The following is a 16,760-nucleotide window of genomic DNA, read 5'->3' as shown; positions in this document are numbered from 1 at the left end:
CTTGGGACCGCGGGCCGTTGGCGCACGGCCGACGGCCCCTCCGCGGATACGGCAGGCGGCCGCCCTCAGCCCGCCACGAAGCGGTGCTGCGGCTCCCCCTGGAGACGGCCCGGCGGCAGCTTGCGGCCGTACGCGACCAACAGCAGGTCCTGGGCGGTGCCGTAGAGCGGGGCGCCGGTGCCCAGGGACCAGTCGAGGTCCTCGGCGCACAGGGCGATGCCGCCGAGGTCGGCTCCGAAGAACCGAGCGGTCCTGGGGGTGATCTGCTCCAGGAGGAAGCGTATGCGGGCGGCGGGCACCTGGCGGTCGAGGCCGAGGGGGACGGTGAAGTCCAGGCCGTGGACCACGTCGTGCCCGAGCGCCGACGCCAGGCCGCCGACCGGCGGGGTCCAGGGGTGCGTCGCATTGTCCCGGAGGAAGCCGGCGAGCTCCCCGGTCGACGCGCCAGCGGCGTCCCTTCGGGCGCACCGGTCGGTCATCCGGTGGAGGCGGCCGCCCGATCGGACCAGTTCGGCGACCGTCCTGGGGAGCGAGTAGCGGAACCCCAACGACATATGGGCCGCCAGCTCCCGTACCCGCCACCCCGCGCACAGCGTCGGTGCCTGCCACTGTCCGGCCGACAGGCCGTCCAGCACGTCCGCCAGTTCCCGTCGTTCGGCCGCGATCTCCGCCTTGATGTCCATCGGCGCATCCCCTCTCCAATGTCCTCCGGTCTCAAGGATCTTGGAGCGTTGGCCATAAGTCCAAGAGCTGCTGTTTCTGCTCACTAGAATGATCAGTTATGGAACTTCGACAGCTGCGGTACTTCGTCACGGTGGTGGAGGAGGCCAACTTCACCCGGGCCGCGGCCCGTCTGCATCTGGCGCAGCCCGGGGTGAGCGCCCAGATACGGCAGCTCGAACGGGAGCTGGGGCAGCCGCTCCTCGACCGCGGCAGCCGGGCGGTGACCGTAACGGAGGTGGGGCGGGCCGTGCTTCCCTTTGCGCGGGCCGCGCTCGCCGCCGCCGAGGGGATCCGGCAGAGCGTGGACGAGTTCAGCGGGCTGCTGCGGGGGCGGGTCCGGGTCGGCCTGGTCTCGGGCGCGAGCACCCGCCGATTCGATATGGCGTCGCTGCTGGCCGATTTCCACGACGCCCATCCGCAGGTCGAGATCTCCCTCACGGAGGACACCTCGGAGCGGATGCTCGACGCGCTGCACCGCGGGGAACTCGACCTCGCCGTGACCGGCCTCGTGGCGGAGGAACCCCCGCCGGGGATCTCCGTACGGCTCGTGGTCGACGAGCCGCTGGTCGCCGCCGTCGCGGCCGACGATCCCCTGCTCAGCACGTACCCGGCCGGTGGGAGCATCCCGCTGGCCGCGCTCCGCGACCGCCCGTTGATCAGCCTGCCGCGCGGTACCGGCCTGCGCGGGGTGCTCGAACGCGCCTGCGCGGAGGCCGGGTTCCGGCCCCGTATCGCCTTCGAGGCGGCCGCTCCGCCGGTGCTGGAGCGGCTCGCCGCCCGGGGCCTCGGCGTGGCCGTCATCCCGCCGCCGGCGGACGGGGCCGCGGCCGGGCTGCGGACGCTGGCGCTCGCCGCACCGCAGCCGCGCGGCCGGGTCGCCCTGACCTGGCGGACGGACGGGCCCGCCGCCCCCGCGGCCAGGGCCCTGCTGGCGCGGCTGCGCAGCACGCTGCCCGTCCCGGGGGCCGACGCGGCGCCACCGGAGGAGGCCCGGGAGCCGTCCGCGGCGCCGCGTCCGCGCCGCCGGGAGCCGTCCGGAGCCCGCGAGCGTCCGGCCGGCTGATGCCCTCGGCAGGCCGCGGACGGCTCACCAGGCCGCGGGGGCGTAGTCCTTCAGGAAGCAGCCGAACAGGTCCTCACCGAGCTCGCCGCGGACGATCGGGTCGTAGACCCGGGCGGCGCCGTCGACCAGGTCGAGCGGGGCGTGGAAGCCCTCGTCCGCCAGGCGCATCTTGTCGGGGTGCGGGCGCTCGTCGGTGATCCAGCCGGTGTCGACGGCGGTCATGAGGATGCCGTCGGTCTCCAGCATCTCCCTGGCGCTGGTGCGGGTGAGCATGTTCAGCGCCGCCTTGGCCATATTGGTGTGCGGATGCCCGGCGCCCTTGTAGCCGCGGCTGAACTGGCCTTCCATCGCCGAGACGTTGACCACGTACTTACGGCGCGCGGGGGCCGCCGCCATCGCCGGGCGCAGCCTGCTCACCAGCAGGAAGGGCGCGGTCATATTGCACAGCTGGACTTCCAGCAGCTCGACCGGGTCGACCTCGTCCACCTTCTGGATCCAGCTGTTGGTCGCATGCAGATCGGGGACCAGCCCGCCGGCGTCGATCGCGGTGCCCGCCTCGATCCGGGCGGGCGAGGCGGAACCGGTGGTCAGGGCGAGCGCGGTGATGTCCTCGGCGGTCAGGGCGCCGGAGCCGGCCGTGGCGGCGGGGAGGGCGGCGGGGGCACCGCTGCCGAAGTGCCCGAGGACGACCGAGGCGGGCAGTTCCCCGGCGGGCAGCGGCGCGGATTCGGCGGCGATCAACTGTCCGTAGGCGTCGGGCGACCGGCGGACGGTCTGGGCGGCGTTGTTGATCAGGATGTCGAGCGGGCCTTCGGCGCTCACCGCATCGGCGAGCGCGAGGACCTGCGCCGGGTCCCGGAGGTCGATCCCGACGATCTTCAGCCGGTGCAGCCACTCCGCGCTGTCCGGCATCGCCTTGAAGCGGCGGATGGCGTCGTTCGGGAAGCGGGTGGTGACGGTGGTGTGGGCGCCGTCGCGCAGCAGCCGCAGCGCGATGTACATGCCGATCTTCGCCCGGCCGCCGGTGAGCAGCGCGCGCCGGCCGGTGAGGTCGGTGCGGGCGTCGCGGCGGGCCCGGTTCTCCTTGGCGCAGGGCGGGCAGAGCTGGTGGTAGAAGGCATCGACCTGGACGTAGCGGCTCTTGCAGGTGTAGCAGGACCGGGGCCGCTCCAGGATTCCGGCGATCTCGCTCGTCACGGAGCTGCTGAGGGCCAGCCCCTGCGTCTCGTCGTCGATCCGGTCGGGGGCGCCGGTGGCGGTGGCCGCGGTCACCGCCCGGTCGTTGGCGGTCTTGGCCGCCCGGCGCTCGTGCCGGCGCCGCTGCTTCACCTTGCGGTAGATCCCGGCGGTGGCGCGCCGTATGGCGATGGCGTCGGGGTGGTCGATGGGCAGCGCGTCGAGCTCCTCCAGCACGCTGAGGCAGACCGCCATCCGTTCCGCGTCGATACCCGCGCCCTCGGCCATGCCTGTTTCGGTCACCGTCATCGCCGCTGCCGTTTCCCCTGGGATCGTGTGTTCTATTCAAGCTTCGGCGGAACTGTACGTAGGCGGGGGCCGCGGCGCCAAACCCGGTGGGTGGGAAAGCGGTGGTCGGAGGGCTCCTGGCGTCGGCGACGGACGCGGTGGGCGACGCCGCGCCGGCCGGCTCCCGCGCGCTGGGTGCCGACGAGAACCGCCCGGCCCGGTCATGGCCGACGGGCCCGGCGCGCGTCCGCACCGGGCCCGTCGGCTCCGCCTCACTCGCCGGCGGCCGTCACGTCACCGGGTCATGGCCCAGCTCGATGTCGCACTCGCCGTGCCCGGCGGCCCCCACGGACAGCGGGGTCGCCACCGGCGGGTAGCCGCTGGCGATCAGGGTGTAGTCGCCGCTGTCGAGATCGGTGAAGACGTACTCACCGTCCCGGCCGCTGGTGGCGGTGCCCACGACATTGCCCGCCGGGTCCAGCAGGGTCACCCGGGCATCGTCCACCGGACTGCCGTGTGCCGTGCGGACGGTGCCCCGGACCTGGGCGCCGAGCGTCAGCCGGACCTCGTACCAGTTGCGGGCGCCGGAAGCGACCTCTACCTGGAGCGCGGACGGGCGGTGGTGCGCGGCGCTGACGGCCAGGGTGTAGCTGCCCGGGCTCAGTTCACCGAAGGCGAAGCCGCCGTCCTGGCCGGCCACACCCGACGCCACGACCTCGCCGCGGACGTCGGTGACCACGACGAGCGCGCCGGGCACCGGGTCGTCGTCCTTCTCCGCACGGACCTCGCCCGACAGGCCCGCGGCACCGCTGAGGGTCAGATCGAACGACACCGGCTCCGCGCCCACCACGACGGTCGCGGCCTGCGGCTGACGAGCCCCCGCGGAGCCGATCAGTACGTAGGTGCCGGCACCCGTCGTGGGCAGGGAGTAGCCGCCGTCCGCCCCGGTCGAGGTACGGCCGAGCTGCCGGCCGCCGACACTGATCAGGGTGACCGCGGCCCGGTCCACCGGCCGGCCGTCGCCGTCCCGCACCGTGCCCCGGATCGCGGGACCGGTCGCGCCGGTCACGGAGCCGGCGGGCGGTGCGACGAGGGCCGGTACGGGCTCGTCCGCCGGGACCTCGGCCGGTGCGGCACGTTCGTCCGGAGCAGGCGAACCAGCGGCGTCAGCCTCGTTCGCGGCACCCTCCGCGTCGTCGGCGACACCGTCCGCCGCGCCCCCGGCGGACTGCGCCGCCGCGTCCGCCTCCGCCTGGGCCCGCGCCTGCAGGCCGGACAGCTGCCGCAGCGGCATCTCCTTGATGAACCACATCAGCACGAAGGCCAGTGCGACGACGACCGCGCCCATGAGGAACACGGTGTGCATCGACTCCGCGAAGCCGCGCTTGAACGGCTCCGCCAGCCGCGGGTCGAGGTGCTGAATGAACGACGAATCGCTCAGCACGCCCGAGGAGTTGCCGTTGCCGGGGTGCTTGAGCATGTCCAGCACGGGCTTGTTGGCGGGGTCGCGCAGCACCGCGGGATCGTGCAGTGCGGCTTGGAACCGCTCGGTGGACACGGCGTCCTTGAACGCCCCGGAAATCTTCTCGCCGACCGTGCTGAACAGCACCGACAGGAAGATCGCGGTGCCAACGGTGGCGCCCATCTGCCGGAAGAACGTGGCCGACGAGGTCGCCACGCCCATGTCCCGCGGCGGCACCGCGTTCTGTACGGACAGCACCAGGGTCTGCATACAGCCGCCCAGGCCGAGGCCGAAGACCAGCATGTAGATCATGGTCTCCCACAGCGGGGTGTCCCACTGGACGCGGAAGTGGAAGAGCAGCATCGACGCGAACATCAGCGCGGTGCCGATGATCGGGAAGATCTTGTAGCGGCCGGTCTTGCCGGTGATCTGGCCGGACGCGACCGAAGCGATCAACATGCCCGCCATCAGCGGCAGCATCTCCAGACCCGACTTGGTGGGGCTGGCACCCTTCACGATCTGGAGGTACTGCGGGATCATCAGCAATCCGCCGAACATCCCCATACCGATCAGCACGGACATCAGGCTGGTCTTGCTGAAGGTGCCGTTGCGGAACAGCCGCATCGGGATGAGGGCGTCGTCCCCGATCCGCCGCTCGACCAGGATCCAGGCGATGATGCCGACCACGCCGATGGCATAGCAGGCGATCGACCGGGACGAGTCCCAGCCCCACTCCCGACCCTGCTCCGCGACGAGCAGCAGCGGCACGACACCGAGCGAGATGGTGACCGCGCCCCACCAGTCGATGCGGTGATCGCGCCTGGTGTGCGGGATGTTGAGGACCTTGGCGACCACGAACAGCGCGATGATGCCGATCGGTACGTTGACCAGGAAGACCCAGCGCCAGCCGGTGAGGCCGAGCAGCTGGTCCTGGCCCGCCAGGGCCCCGCCGATCAGCGGCCCGGCCACACTGGAGGTGGCGAAGGTGCCGAGCATGTAGCCCTGGTACCGGGCCCGTTCCCGGGGCGGGACGATGTCACCGAGGATCGCCAGCGCCAGCGACATCAGACCGCCGGCGCCCAGGCCCTGTACGGCCCGGAACGCGGCGAGTTCGGTCATCGAGGTGGAGAAGGTGCACAGCACCGAGCCCGCGACGAAGATCGTGATCGCGGCCAGGTAGTAGGGCTTGCGGCCGTGCAGGTCGGACAGCTTGCCGTACAGCGGGGTGGCGATCGTCGAGGTGATCAGATAGGCGGTGGTCGCCCAGGCCTGCTGGCTGAGGCCGTGCAGATCGTCGGCGATGGTCCGGATCGAGGTGCTGACGATGGTCTGGTCGAGGGCGGCCAGGAACATCCCCAGCATCAAGCCGCTGAGGATGGTGAGGATCTGACGGTGACTCAGGAAGCCTGGGGCGGGTATCGCCTCGGCTCCCGCCTCGGGCGGAGAGGTGGCTGTGCTCATGTACGTATGTCTCCCTGCTCCACGGCGGCGCCCTGGTCTCCCCCGGGACCCAGCCGTGTGTGTTGTCGTTCTGCCATGTCCTCGTTGAGGCGGCCCAGCAGCCGGATCAGATCGGCCCGGTCCTGGGGCGACCACGGTTCGAGCAGCTCAGCCAGTTCGGCGTCGCGCTGACGGCGGTACTGCGCGAAAGCGGCACGCCCGGCCTCCGTCGCGGCCAGCAGCGACCCACGACGGTCCTCCGGATCGGGGCGACGGGTGACCAGGCCCCGTTCGACCAGCGAACGCACCTGACGGCTGACGGTCGACAGGTCGAGGAAGGCGTCGGCGGCCAGGTCGGTCGCCCGCTGATCCCCGCCGACCACCAGCCTGGCCAGCAGCACCCGGTCGGCCGCACCGCCGTCCGTCTTGGCGCGCTGCTTCCATGCCGCCATCAACCGGGAGAAGCGGACGATCTCCGTCCCCAGCCCGGCGGCAGCGTCCTCCAGCCTCGACGAGGCGGTGACCTGCGCGGCAGCCCGGTCGCAGGCATGGACCGTGCCCTTACTCATCGTCGTGATCCTTCGCGGTGATGCCGTCGGCCGGCTGAATACATTGCTTGTATCCAGCAAGCATAGCGTCCGAATCCGGCCACGTCGCACCCCACCGGCCATCCGGGGAATTCCCAAGGGCGTTCCAGCCCGCTGGGTGCGTACGGCTATGCCGAGTGCGGGCGCGAACTGCTCGGCCAGGCACCGGACCTGGCACCGTCGTCGTGGCCCTCGGGTCCGGTGGCACGACGGCCGGGCTGGTGGACACCCCCGGGCCAGGGAAGGTGCTGACGCACCGTGCTGCCGCACTCCGGCGGGCTGCCCGGTCTGTTCGGCCATTCCGCCGCCGTCGCCCGGGCGCAGGACGCACTCACGGTCCTGTCGCCGTAGCGCCGGCGGGCCCGGCTGCCACCGTCACCGCGGCGCCACCAGGGGCGTTCCGGCCGGCGGTATCAGATCTCGGGGAAGGTGTCGGGGACGCCGAGCGTCCCCGCGACGGCCCGCCAGATGGCTGTCTGGGCGGCAGCGAGGTCGATCCTGGGGTCGCCCAGCATCAGCCGGATGCCGAACCCGTCACTCAGCGCGAGCAGCAGCGAGCTGGTCGCGTCGACGTCGCAGTCGCGGAATTCGCCCGCCGCGATGCCCCGCCGGATGGCCTGGACGAGCCAGGTGTGCAGCTGGTCGTAGAGATCGACGGCGAGCTGCTGGGCGGTCTCGTCGCGCAGGGCCCTGACCCACAGTTCCTGCCACAGCCGCCAGTCCTGCCGCAGCTCCGGGTCCGTGGGCAGCATGTTGTGCAGGATGCGGGCCAGGACCACGGAGGCCGCCACGGTGTCGGCGTCCCGTTCGAGATCGGTGCCGGTCTGCCCGAAGGAATAGGTCATCGCCTCGGCGAAGAGCCGCTCGCGGTTCTCGAAGTGGTAGTGGAGCAGGGCCGTCGACACCCCGGCGTGTTCCGCGACCATCCGCATCCGGATCTTCTCGAAGCCGACCTCGGCGATCACTTCGCACGCGGCGGCAAGAATCCGTTCCCGCGTTTCGAGAGTGCGTCCAGCCTTGGCCACGTGAGTGCTCCCCGGGTCGTGTCGAAATCCTCCACGGGCGCGGCGGGCCCGTCCCGTGCCATCTTCCCGCATCCCCTTTCCCGGTCGTCCGCGGCCGGTACGCACCGGTGGCGGCGCGACGGCGGCCTCGAAGCCGGGGTCGGGCACGCAGATCACGGCCGATTTCGGCCGGGGCAGGCGGCGGAGTGCGGGCGGGGCACGGGGCGGCCGGCGACGCGGGGGACGGCCACGGTGAGCGGGGCGGCGGGCGCCGCGCAGGCCGGGCAGGGGGCGTCGAGGTGGGACCGGACGAGGTGGGGAAAGGCCCGCAGGAGGCTGCCGGCCGTACGCGCCGCGGCGTCCAGCAGCCCGCAGGCACCGCGGCCGGGCCGTGCGGTGGCCCGGCGGTGCAGCCGGGAGACGAGGCCGGGGGCGGCCGTCCCGGTCGTCAGCGAGCCGACGTCGTCGCGGATCGAGCCGGTGCCCGTGGCGCAACTGCCGCACTGCCGTGCGCTCTCGGCGGCGAGATGGGCGACGGCCGCGGAGGCGAGGGAGACTGGGCACTCCTCGGGGGCGAGGAAGCGGATCGCCCCGCAGCCCAGGGCCGCGCCCGCGGCCGCGAGGGTGTCGGCGCCCAGCGCGAGGTCGAGGAAGTGGGGCCCGATCAGCCCGCCGAACAGCCCGCCCATCAGGACGCCGGCCGGCTCGGGGGTGCCCTGGGCGCGGGCCAGGGTCCGCAGGGTGCAGCCGTAGGGCACCTCGGCGAGCAGCGGATCGGCGCCGCCCCCGGCGAGGGTCACCAGCGTGCTGCGCGCGGTGTGGCGGCCACCGTCCGGCCGGGCGGCGATCAGCGCGATACGGGCCAGGGTCTCGACATTGGCGACGAGGGTGGGGCTACCGCCAACGCCCTCCTCGTGCGAGCGGGGCGGTTCGGCGGTGGGGAGGGCGGGTCCGCCGTTGATCCGCCGGACCACCGCGGACTCCTCCCCCGCCACATACGTGTGCCGGGTCTCGACAACCTCCACCGGCAGCCGCGGCGGCCGCTCGGCGAGCGCGCGGCGCACCCGTTCGCCCGCTGCGGCGTCGGAGAGGTACACATAGCCGCGCCGCGCACCGGTGATCTCCGCGGCCCGCAGCAGCCCGTCCAGGACCAGGTGCGGCCGGGCCCGCAGCAGCCAGCGGTCCTTGACCGAACCGGGCTCGCCCTCCTCGCCGTTGGCCACGACGACGGGGCGGTCTCCGGCGTCACGGACGGCGCGCAGTCCGGCGGCGGTGAGGCAGTCGGCGCCGCCGCGGCCGCGCAGACCGGCGGCGTCGATGCCGGCGAGGAGCTCGGCCGCCGAGGTCGTCCCGCGGTAGCCGCCGGCGGCGTCGTACGCCTCGGCGTCCTCGGCCACACCCGGGGCGGCGCCGAGCACCCCGGGGGTCCCCCGGGGTGTCAGCGAGTCGATCCGGGTCATCCTCGGTCTCCGTCCGGTGGGGCGGTGCGCAGGGTGCGTACCGCGCTTTCCAGGGCTCGGCGGTCGGCGGCTGTCCGGCCGTACCCGGTTCCGGGCAGGCCGATCAGCATGCGGTGGTGGTCGAGTACGACCTCGGCCGCCCGGAGTGCGGCCCGCCGGTCACCGGGGCGGGCGCCGCCGGCGACGGCCGTCACCAGGCCGGTCACCTCGGCGAGATAGCGCAGCCAGCGCTGCTGGGTGCCGTGCAGGATCAGCCGCTCGACGCGGTGCCGCTCGGCCTGCGCCGCTTCGGCGGGGGTGTGGGCCAGGTCCCGTACGGCGGTGCGCAGGGCCGCGACGGTGGTGGGCAGTTCCCGCTCCGGTTCGGGGGTGAGTCCGAGCCAGACCAGGCTCCGACGACGGCTCATGCGTGCCTCCGGGGCGAGGGGGTGTCTCTTCGGTCTCCGTGGATCAGCCTGCGGCTCCCCCAGCTAACGCTGGGAGGTGCCCCCAGGTGCCGTGCATCGCAAGGCGGAGCGTCTCCCGCGGACTGGGTGTCCGTGGGTGATGCGACAACGCCGCGAGGCGCGGTGCCAGGCGTCGCAGGCCCACGGAGATCGGAGAGACACCCCCTAGGAGTATCCGGCCGCGTCCGAGCCCCCTGCGACGGAGCACCAGCGCGGCACCTCCACTACACTAACTAATCAGTTAGTCAGGACACAACTCCTGGCTTCGCTGATCCCCTGCCGGTGAGCCGACGACCGGCCGATGAGTCAGCACGGATCCCGGCAGGCCGGTACGGGCCCTGCGCGGCGCCCGCCACCGCCCGACCCGTCCGTGCGGCACGGAGGAGTGATTCGATGCGCCCTGAAGTCACCACCCCGGTCCCGGAACAGGACCTCCCCGGGCAGGCGCTGCCCGCCCGCTACTACACCGACCCGACTCTGGTCGCCGCCGAGACACGGCACATCTTCGCCAGGTCCTGGCAGCTCGTGTGCCATGAATCCGACCTCCCCGGCCCCGGCGCGCGGCTCGCCGCCACCGTCGCCGACCGCGAGGTGCTGGTCGTACGCACCGCAGACGGCGCCCTCGCCGGACACCTCAATGTGTGCCGGCACCGCGGCACCCGCCTGGTCAGCGCGCCCGAACCGTCCGGGAAGGCCATCCGGTGCCCCTATCACGGCTGGACGTACAAGCTCGACGGGCGGCTGGTCGGCGCGCCCGAGGCCCGCCAGATCCCCTGTCTGGACAAGCCGGCGCTCGGTCTCTTCCCGGTCCGGGTCGAGTCGTTCCTCGGGTTCGTCTTCGCCAACCTCGACCCGGACGCGGTGCCGCTGGCGCAGCAGTGCGCCCAACTGGCCGCGGCCGTCGGCCACTACGCGGGCGCCGACCTGGTACCGGTGGGCCGCGGCCGCATCCACGATCTGGCCGGCGCCGAGGTGCAGCAGGCCAACTGGAAGGTCACGGTCGACAATTACCTGGAGGGCTATCACATCCCGGTCGCCCACCCCGGACTGATGCGCCTGCTCGACTACCGGCGCTACACCTGCGAGACCACCGAGGCGTATGCGCTCTTCACCTCACCGCTGCGGGACAAGCCGTCCTCGAACCGGGTCGAGCGGCTCTACCAGCGGCTCGCCTCCCCCATGCCCGGGCTGACCGAGGCGGACCGGCGGGTCTGGCGGTACGCGGTGATCTACCCCAACACGCTCATCGACTTCTACCCCGACCACGTACTTGCCTGGACCGCCCTCCCGACGGCGGTCGACCGGGTCGCCGTCCCCGGCGCCTTCTACACCCGCCGCGGGGCCGGCGCCCGCACCCGGCTCGCCCGACGGCTCAACATCCACCTCGGCCGGCTCACCGATGACGAAGACGTCGCCTTGGTGGCCCAGGTGCAAAAGGGCCTCGGCACGCCGGGCTTCGAGCCGGGTCCGCTGTCCCGCCGGGAGGCCGCGGTCGGCTGGTTCGCCGACCGGATACGCGCCGACCTCGGGGGCGCGGCGCGCTGATCCCAGGTCACGGCGGTCCGGCTTCGGCGGCGGTCCCGCCGGGGGGCGCGGGGGCGGTACCCGGTGCGCCCGTCAGGTCCCGGGCCAGGGCGACGCGGGAGAGCAGCACCGCGCCCCACAGCACCAGGGCGACACCCAGGGCCTCGGGCACCAGCCACCAGCCGGCCCGTACCCGCTCGTCGTAGAGGGTGACGCCCAGCGACAGGCTCACCAGTGCGTCCCCGAGGGTGAGCACCGGCTGCGAGGCGGTGAGCGGGCCCGATTGCATGGCGTTCTCCAGGAGGAAGATGGCCATGATCCCGACCGCGGCGAAGCCGTAGGTCTGCCATGCGGTGAAGAACGCGCCGGGGCCGCCGGCCTGCCAGGTGTGCGTCGCGTCCTTCATCAGGGCCGCGGTGAGTGCGTAGGAGACGGCCGTGGCCCCGGCGAAGCAGGCCGCCCGCACGCCACCCGCACCGCGGCGGAGCGCGGCGCCGACGGCCGTGGCGATCACCGCGGCGCAGACCACGAGGGCGGGCACCCAACGGACGAACGGAGCGTGGTCGGTGCCGATGGTGGGCGCGGCGGCGGCGAGGGCGGAGCCGAGTCCGACGACCAGCAGCGCCACCCCCACCCAGCCACTGCGGGAGATCCGGCCGCCGAGGAGGACCCGCCCGATGAGCAGCGCGAGCGGCAGTTCCAGGACGAAGAGCGGCTGCACCACCGACAGCGCCCCCTGCGACAGTGCCAGCGCCTGGAAGCACGCCGCGGCGACGACCGCGAGCATCCCGCCGAGCCAGACGGCACGGTGCAGCAGATCGACGAGCAGTCCCAGCCGCAGTCCGGCGGACAGCGGGACGGTACGGGCCGCGCGCCGCTGCAGCACCGTGGCCAGTGCGTTGCTGGCCGCCGCGAGCAGCGCGAACAGCACGGACGGCCATGTGGACACGCGCCCACCTCCTCGTCGGCACCCGGGCACCGGGCGGGTCCCGCGCCGGTCGTCGGGCGGGGCGGGGGGCGCCGTGGTGGGATGCGACGCTATCGGCCGGCCGGCGCGGGCCGCCCGGCGACACGGGCGCCGGACGGCCGCATTCGCCGATCCGGACGGCTGCGTCCGGGGCACCGGGGGCCGCGTCCCAGGCTCCGGAGGGCTGTATCGGGGGCGCCCGTCCGGCCTGATCCGGGGTGCCCGTCCGGCCGCGTCCGAGGTGCCGTCCAGCCGCGTCCGGGGTGGCAGATCTTGCCCCGAGCAGCGTCGAAAGCGCAGGTCACAGCCCTCGGCGGGAGGGTGGCAGGTGGCGCAATGTTGCGGCAACACCATTGGCCGGATCCCGTCGGTATGGTCCACCGCATGCCAGCCGAACGCACCCGCCAGCACACCACACCGGTGGCGGCCGCCCGCCGTCGCCGGCTCCGCGCGGACCGCGCCCGGCAGCTCGCCGACCTGCTGCGCCATCAGGTGCTCGCGGGCCGCTTCCCCGACGGCGTACTGCCGCACGAGGAGGTGATCGGCGCGGATTACGGCGCGTCGCGCAACACCGTGCGCCAGGCCCTGGACCTGCTGCGTGCCGAACAGCTCGTGGAACGCCAGCCGGGTGTGGGCACGGTCGTGGTGTGCCGCAAGTACCCGCATGCCCTCGACCGGTTGAGGGGTCTCGCCGAGACCCTGCACGCGCACGGCAGGGTCACCAATGAGGTACGCACCATCAGCCCGGTCGCCGCACCGGCCCCGGTGGCGGACCGGCTGCGGATCCCGCCGCGCGGCGAGGTGCTGTACGTGGAGCGGCTGCGCAGGCTGGACGGTCTGCCGCTGTCGCTGGACCTCACCTATGTCCCGATGGACCTCGGTCTGTCGCTGCTCGACGCCGACCTGGAGAACAACGACGTGTTCCGGCTGCTCGAAGAGGCCGCCGGACAGCCGCTGGGCACCGCCGAGATCAGCCTGGAGGCCGTCAACGCCGATGCCCACTCGGCGGCCGTGCTGGAGGCTCCCCGCGGCACCGCCCTGCTGATGCTCGAACGGCTCACCCATCTCGCCGACGGCTCCCCCGTCGACCTGGAGTTCATCCGCTTCCGCGGGGACCGCCTCACCATGCGGGGCCTGTTGCGCCGCACGCTCTGAGCCCCGCCGCCCGCTCCTCCCCTCCCCTCTTTTCCTCATCCGCTCCCGCCCCTGCCCGGAGACCGCCATGCCTCTTGTGCCCCAACGCGGCGATGTGCCCGTGACCATCGACGAGTCCCGGTGCATCGACGGCTGCACGCTGTGCGTCGACATGTGCCCGCTGGACTCGCTCGCCATCGATCCGGCGAGCAACAAGGCCTATATGCACGTCGACGAGTGCTGGTACTGCGGCCCGTGCGCCGCGCGCTGTCCCACCGGTGCGGTCACGGTCAACATGCCCTATCTGCTGCGATGAGAGGCTTCCGGCCATGAGCTCCCGACTCCCGGGCTCCCCGTCCACTCCGTTCCCCGTCTCCTCCCCCGCCGGGTCCGCTCCCGCTTCCGCCGCCCGGCGTCCGGCCGGCCGCCGGGTGCTGGTGGCGGCGCTGTCGTCCACCCTGCTGACGGTCTCGCTCGGCGGCTGCGGCAGCCCCGCGGACGCCTCGGACGACAAGACGGTCACCGTGACCGTCGGCTATCAGTCCAAGACCATCAACACCGTCACCGCTGGAACCCTGCTCCGCTCGCTGGGCTCCTTCGAACGCGCGCTGCGCGCCCAGGGCAGGCGGGACGGCAGGACGTACAAGGTGCGGTGGCAGGACTACGCGACCGGTGCGCCGATCACCGCGCAGATGGTCGCGGGGAAGGTCGACATCGGCTCGATGGGCGACTTTCCGCTGCTCATCAACGCCGCCCGCGGCACACAGCTGCACGCCCCGACCCGCCTGGTCTCCGTCACCGGCTACAACCTGCGCGGCGCGCTCAACACCATTGTCACCAGGCCCGGTTCGGCGCTGCGCTCGCTTACGGACCTGCGCGGCAAGAACGTCTCCAGCAGCGTCGGCTCGGCCTCCGACGGCACGCTCGTCCGGGCGCTGCAGCGGGCCGGGATCGACCCGGAGCGGGGCATCCACAAGCTCAACCAGCAGCCGGCCGTGGGGGCTTCGGCGCTGCGGTCGGGCGGCGCGGACGCGCTCTCCCAGTTCGTGGCCTGGCCGGGGCTGCTCGCCTTCCAGGGCAAGGCGCAGACGCTCTACGACGGGGGCGCGCTCGGCCTGCCCACATTCCACGGCGTGACCGTGCGGAACGCCTTCGCCGAAGGCCACCCGGCACTGGTCCGGGCGTTCCTGACCGCGCAGCGGGACGCGACGCGCTATCTGCGGGCCCATCCGGTCGACGCCGCCCGAAAGGTCGCCTCGGCCACCGGGCTGCCGCCCGAGGTGGTCTACCTCTACAACGGCTCCGGCGGCATCGCCACCTTCGATCCCACCCTCAAGCCGCAGCTGCTCGCCGCGCTGAAGAAGGACGTCCCAGTGCTGCGCGCGGCGAGGCTGACCGGGCCGGTCGATGTGGACTCCTTCGTCGACGACCGCTACCTCAGGCAGAGTTACGGCAGCGGCTACGCCAAGGCCGTGCGCGGCACCGCCCACCCGTCGCCGGACGAGGTGTGGCTGCGCGGCGAGGACCGTACCCACTCCTTCGCCGGGCCGGCCGCGCTGCTGCGGTTCGTCGCCGCCCACCACGGCACGGTGCGGGCCGCGTACACGGCCGATACGACGACCGGCAGCCGCTGGTTCGCCGACAAGTCGGTCTGGGTGCACGATGGGGCCCGGCTGCTGCCCTTCACCGCCCGGGCCACCGCCGACGCCTGGACGCGCCGGCACCGCGGGGCCCGCACCGTCGGCTACGCCGCCGCGCTGGAGCTGGCCCGGTGAGCGCGCCCGCCGGCACGGCCGGCGCCGCCCTGCGGACGGGCCCGCGTCCGGCGCCCTGGACCCGGCACGCCCGGCGTACGGCAGCGGTCCTCTCGGCGCTCGCCCTGTGGCAGCTGCTCGCGCAGTTCCGGGTGCAGCTGTGGCTGCGGTTCTCCCAGTTCCCGACGGTCACCGAGACGGCCCGGGAGTTCGCCCGCCGGCTCGGCACCGGCGCCTACTGGCAGGACGTGTCCGAGAGCCTGACCCGGATCGTCGGCGGCTTCGCCCTCGCGGCCGTCCTGGGCGTCGCCGTCGGCACCGCCCTCGCCCGCTCCGCCCTGGTCTTCGATCTGCTCGGCCCGCTGCTCGAAGTGCTGCGCCCGATACCGGCGATCGCGCTGGTGCCGGTGGCGATCCTGCTGTTCCCCAGCAATGAACAGGGCATCGTCTTCATCACGTTCGCCGCGGCGTTCTTCCCCATAACGGTCTCCACCCGGCATGCGGTGCGGGCACTGACGCCGGTCTGGGAGGAAGCCGTCCGCACCATGGGCGCGGGCCGGTGGCGGGTGCTGTGGTCGGTGGTGCTGCCGGGGGCGCTGCCCGGCATCCTCGGCGGGCTGTCGGTCGGCGTCGGGGTCTCGTGGATCTGTGTGATCTCCGCAGAGATGATCTCCGGTGAGTACGGCGTGGGCTATCGCACCTGGCAGGACTACACCGTCCTCGACTATCCGGGGGTCTTCGTCGGGATGGCCACCATCGGCCTGCTCGGCCGGCTCACCTCCACGGGGGTGGAGCTGCTGGGGCGGCGCCTGACCCGGTGGCTGCCGCGGACGGCGGACGGCCCGGGCCCGCCCGCGGGCGGGCGGGTGCGGTGGCGGCGGGCCCGCGCACTGTCGGGGGGATCCTCATGACCGACACCGAGATCAGCCCGGCGGCCCCGGCGCAGAGCACTGCCCCGGGTCTCCGGCTGACCCTCACCGGTGCCGCGCTCGGCCGGCCCGGCGCCCCCGTGCTGCACGGCCTGGACCTCGACGTCGCCGCGGGCGAGATCCTCACCGTCGTCGGCCCGTCCGGCTGCGGCAAATCCACCCTGCTGCGCACGCTGGCCGGTCTGCTGCCGCTGCTCGATGGCCGGCTGAGCCAGGACGGCGAGCCCGTCGAGGGCCCCGCCGCGGACCGTGCGCTGGTCTTCCAGGAGGATGCGCTGCTGCCCTGGCGCACCCTGCGGGCCAATGTGGAACTCCCGCTGGCGATCCGGGGCGTGGCCCGGGCGCAGCGCCGTGCACGGGCCGACGACTGGGTGGCCCGGGTCGGCCTCACCGAGCACGCCACCCGCCTGCCGCACCAGGTCTCCGGCGGCCAGCGGCAGCGCGCCCAGCTGGCGCGCGCGCTGGCCGGGCAGCCGCGCGCGGTGCTGATGGACGAACCCTTCGGCGCGCTCGATGCGCAGACCCGGGCCGGAATGCAGCAGTTGCTGGTGACGGCGCTGAGCGGGACCCGGGCCACCGTCGTCTTCGTCACCCATGACGTGGACGAGGCGCTGTTCCTGGGGGACCGGGTCGTGCTGCTGGGCACCGGCCGGGTGCTGGACGTCCCGCGGCCACGGGTGCGCGAGGCGCACGCCGAGCCGGCGACGGCCGCCCTGCGCCGCGAGGTCCTGGCCTCCCTCGACGGCCGGATCGAGGCCCGCCTGGGCGTCCGGCGCACGGCGTGAACCCGCCCCCGACCCTGT

15 protein-coding genes are annotated in these 16,760 nt (G+C 73.5%); 7 read left to right on the top strand and 8 right to left on the bottom strand.

Annotated features, from left to right (window positions below):
* Positions 1 to 65: 65 nt before the first annotated feature.
* Positions 66 to 683 carry a maleylpyruvate isomerase family mycothiol-dependent enzyme gene (locus tag BKA18_RS35360; protein WP_366044975.1) on the bottom strand — a complete coding sequence of 206 codons (618 nt, stop codon included), beginning with the start codon at positions 681 to 683 and terminating at the stop codon, positions 66 to 68.
* Between the two features lie 98 nt (positions 684 to 781).
* On the opposite strand from BKA18_RS35360, the gene BKA18_RS35355 reads away from it, so the two are divergent.
* On the top strand, positions 782 to 1,786 hold the full coding sequence (locus BKA18_RS35355; RefSeq protein ID WP_366044974.1) for a LysR family transcriptional regulator: 1,005 nt from the start codon (positions 782 to 784) through the stop codon (positions 1,784 to 1,786).
* A gap of 24 nt (positions 1,787 to 1,810) precedes the next feature.
* Here the strand turns inward: BKA18_RS35355 and BKA18_RS35350 are convergent, their stop codons facing one another.
* From BKA18_RS35350 to BKA18_RS35325, 6 genes are all read right to left on the bottom strand, one after another.
* Positions 1,811 to 3,271: an SDR family NAD(P)-dependent oxidoreductase gene (locus BKA18_RS35350; protein WP_093487761.1), complete on the bottom strand. Its 1,461-nt coding sequence runs from the start codon at positions 3,269 to 3,271 to the stop codon at positions 1,811 to 1,813.
* Between the two features lie 268 nt (positions 3,272 to 3,539).
* Positions 3,540 to 6,173 carry an MFS transporter gene (locus tag BKA18_RS35345; RefSeq protein ID WP_366044973.1) on the bottom strand — a complete coding sequence of 878 codons (2,634 nt, stop codon included), beginning with the start codon at positions 6,171 to 6,173 and terminating at the stop codon, positions 3,540 to 3,542.
* Positions 6,170 to 6,721 (bottom strand): MarR family winged helix-turn-helix transcriptional regulator, encoded by a 552-nt coding sequence (locus tag BKA18_RS35340; RefSeq protein ID WP_147244492.1) that lies wholly within the window; start codon positions 6,719 to 6,721, stop codon positions 6,170 to 6,172. The genes BKA18_RS35345 and BKA18_RS35340 overlap by 4 nt, the downstream gene beginning before the upstream one ends.
* 431 nt (positions 6,722 to 7,152) lie before the next feature.
* Positions 7,153 to 7,764 carry a TetR/AcrR family transcriptional regulator gene (locus BKA18_RS35335; protein ID WP_366044972.1) on the bottom strand — a complete coding sequence of 204 codons (612 nt, stop codon included), beginning with the start codon at positions 7,762 to 7,764 and terminating at the stop codon, positions 7,153 to 7,155.
* Positions 7,765 to 7,916: 152 nt separating this feature from the next.
* The gene (locus BKA18_RS35330; protein ID WP_366044971.1) at positions 7,917 to 9,203 is read right to left on the bottom strand and encodes an NADH-ubiquinone oxidoreductase-F iron-sulfur binding region domain-containing protein; all 1,287 of its coding nucleotides are present in this window, start codon (positions 9,201 to 9,203) and stop codon (positions 7,917 to 7,919) included.
* Positions 9,200 to 9,610: a hypothetical protein gene (locus BKA18_RS35325; RefSeq protein WP_093487751.1), complete on the bottom strand. Its 411-nt coding sequence runs from the start codon at positions 9,608 to 9,610 to the stop codon at positions 9,200 to 9,202. Before BKA18_RS35325 ends, BKA18_RS35330 begins: the two co-directional genes overlap by 4 nt.
* 432 nt (positions 9,611 to 10,042) lie before the next feature.
* On the opposite strand from BKA18_RS35325, the gene BKA18_RS35320 reads away from it, so the two are divergent.
* Positions 10,043 to 11,194, top strand: coding sequence for an aromatic ring-hydroxylating oxygenase subunit alpha (locus BKA18_RS35320; protein ID WP_366044970.1), 1,152 nt, complete (start codon positions 10,043 to 10,045; stop codon positions 11,192 to 11,194).
* A gap of 7 nt (positions 11,195 to 11,201) precedes the next feature.
* On the opposite strand, the gene BKA18_RS35315 is transcribed toward BKA18_RS35320, so the two are convergent.
* The gene (locus BKA18_RS35315; protein ID WP_366044969.1) at positions 11,202 to 12,122 is read right to left on the bottom strand and encodes a DMT family transporter; all 921 of its coding nucleotides are present in this window, start codon (positions 12,120 to 12,122) and stop codon (positions 11,202 to 11,204) included.
* Positions 12,123 to 12,524: 402 nt separating this feature from the next.
* On the opposite strand from BKA18_RS35315, the gene BKA18_RS35310 reads away from it, so the two are divergent.
* From BKA18_RS35310 to BKA18_RS35290, 5 genes are all read left to right on the top strand, one after another.
* Positions 12,525 to 13,295, top strand: a complete 771-nt coding sequence (locus BKA18_RS35310; protein ID WP_231977147.1) for a GntR family transcriptional regulator — start codon at positions 12,525 to 12,527, stop codon at positions 13,293 to 13,295.
* 67 nt (positions 13,296 to 13,362) lie between these two features.
* Complete coding sequence (locus BKA18_RS35305; protein WP_006607955.1) at positions 13,363 to 13,590, top strand: 4Fe-4S dicluster domain-containing protein; 228 nt, start codon at positions 13,363 to 13,365, stop codon at positions 13,588 to 13,590.
* Positions 13,591 to 13,603: 13 nt separating this feature from the next.
* Entirely contained in the window at positions 13,604 to 15,049 is a 1,446-nt protein-coding gene (locus BKA18_RS35300; RefSeq protein ID WP_366044968.1) for an ABC transporter substrate-binding protein, read from the top strand.
* The gene (locus tag BKA18_RS35295) at positions 15,046 to 15,939 is read left to right on the top strand and encodes an ABC transporter permease (RefSeq protein WP_429638749.1); all 894 of its coding nucleotides are present in this window, start codon (positions 15,046 to 15,048) and stop codon (positions 15,937 to 15,939) included. The genes BKA18_RS35300 and BKA18_RS35295 overlap by 4 nt, the downstream gene beginning before the upstream one ends.
* Entirely contained in the window at positions 15,936 to 16,742 is an 807-nt protein-coding gene (locus tag BKA18_RS35290; protein WP_366044967.1) for an ABC transporter ATP-binding protein, read from the top strand. The genes BKA18_RS35295 and BKA18_RS35290 overlap by 4 nt, the downstream gene beginning before the upstream one ends.
* Positions 16,743 to 16,760 lie beyond the last annotated feature (18 nt).

The organism is Streptomyces auratus, assembly GCF_050433025.1.
Classification (GTDB): domain Bacteria; phylum Actinomycetota; class Actinomycetes; order Streptomycetales; family Streptomycetaceae; genus Streptomyces; species Streptomyces sioyaensis.
Note: the sequence above shows the minus strand (reverse complement) of the source record. Positions and strands in the feature narration are given on the sequence as shown.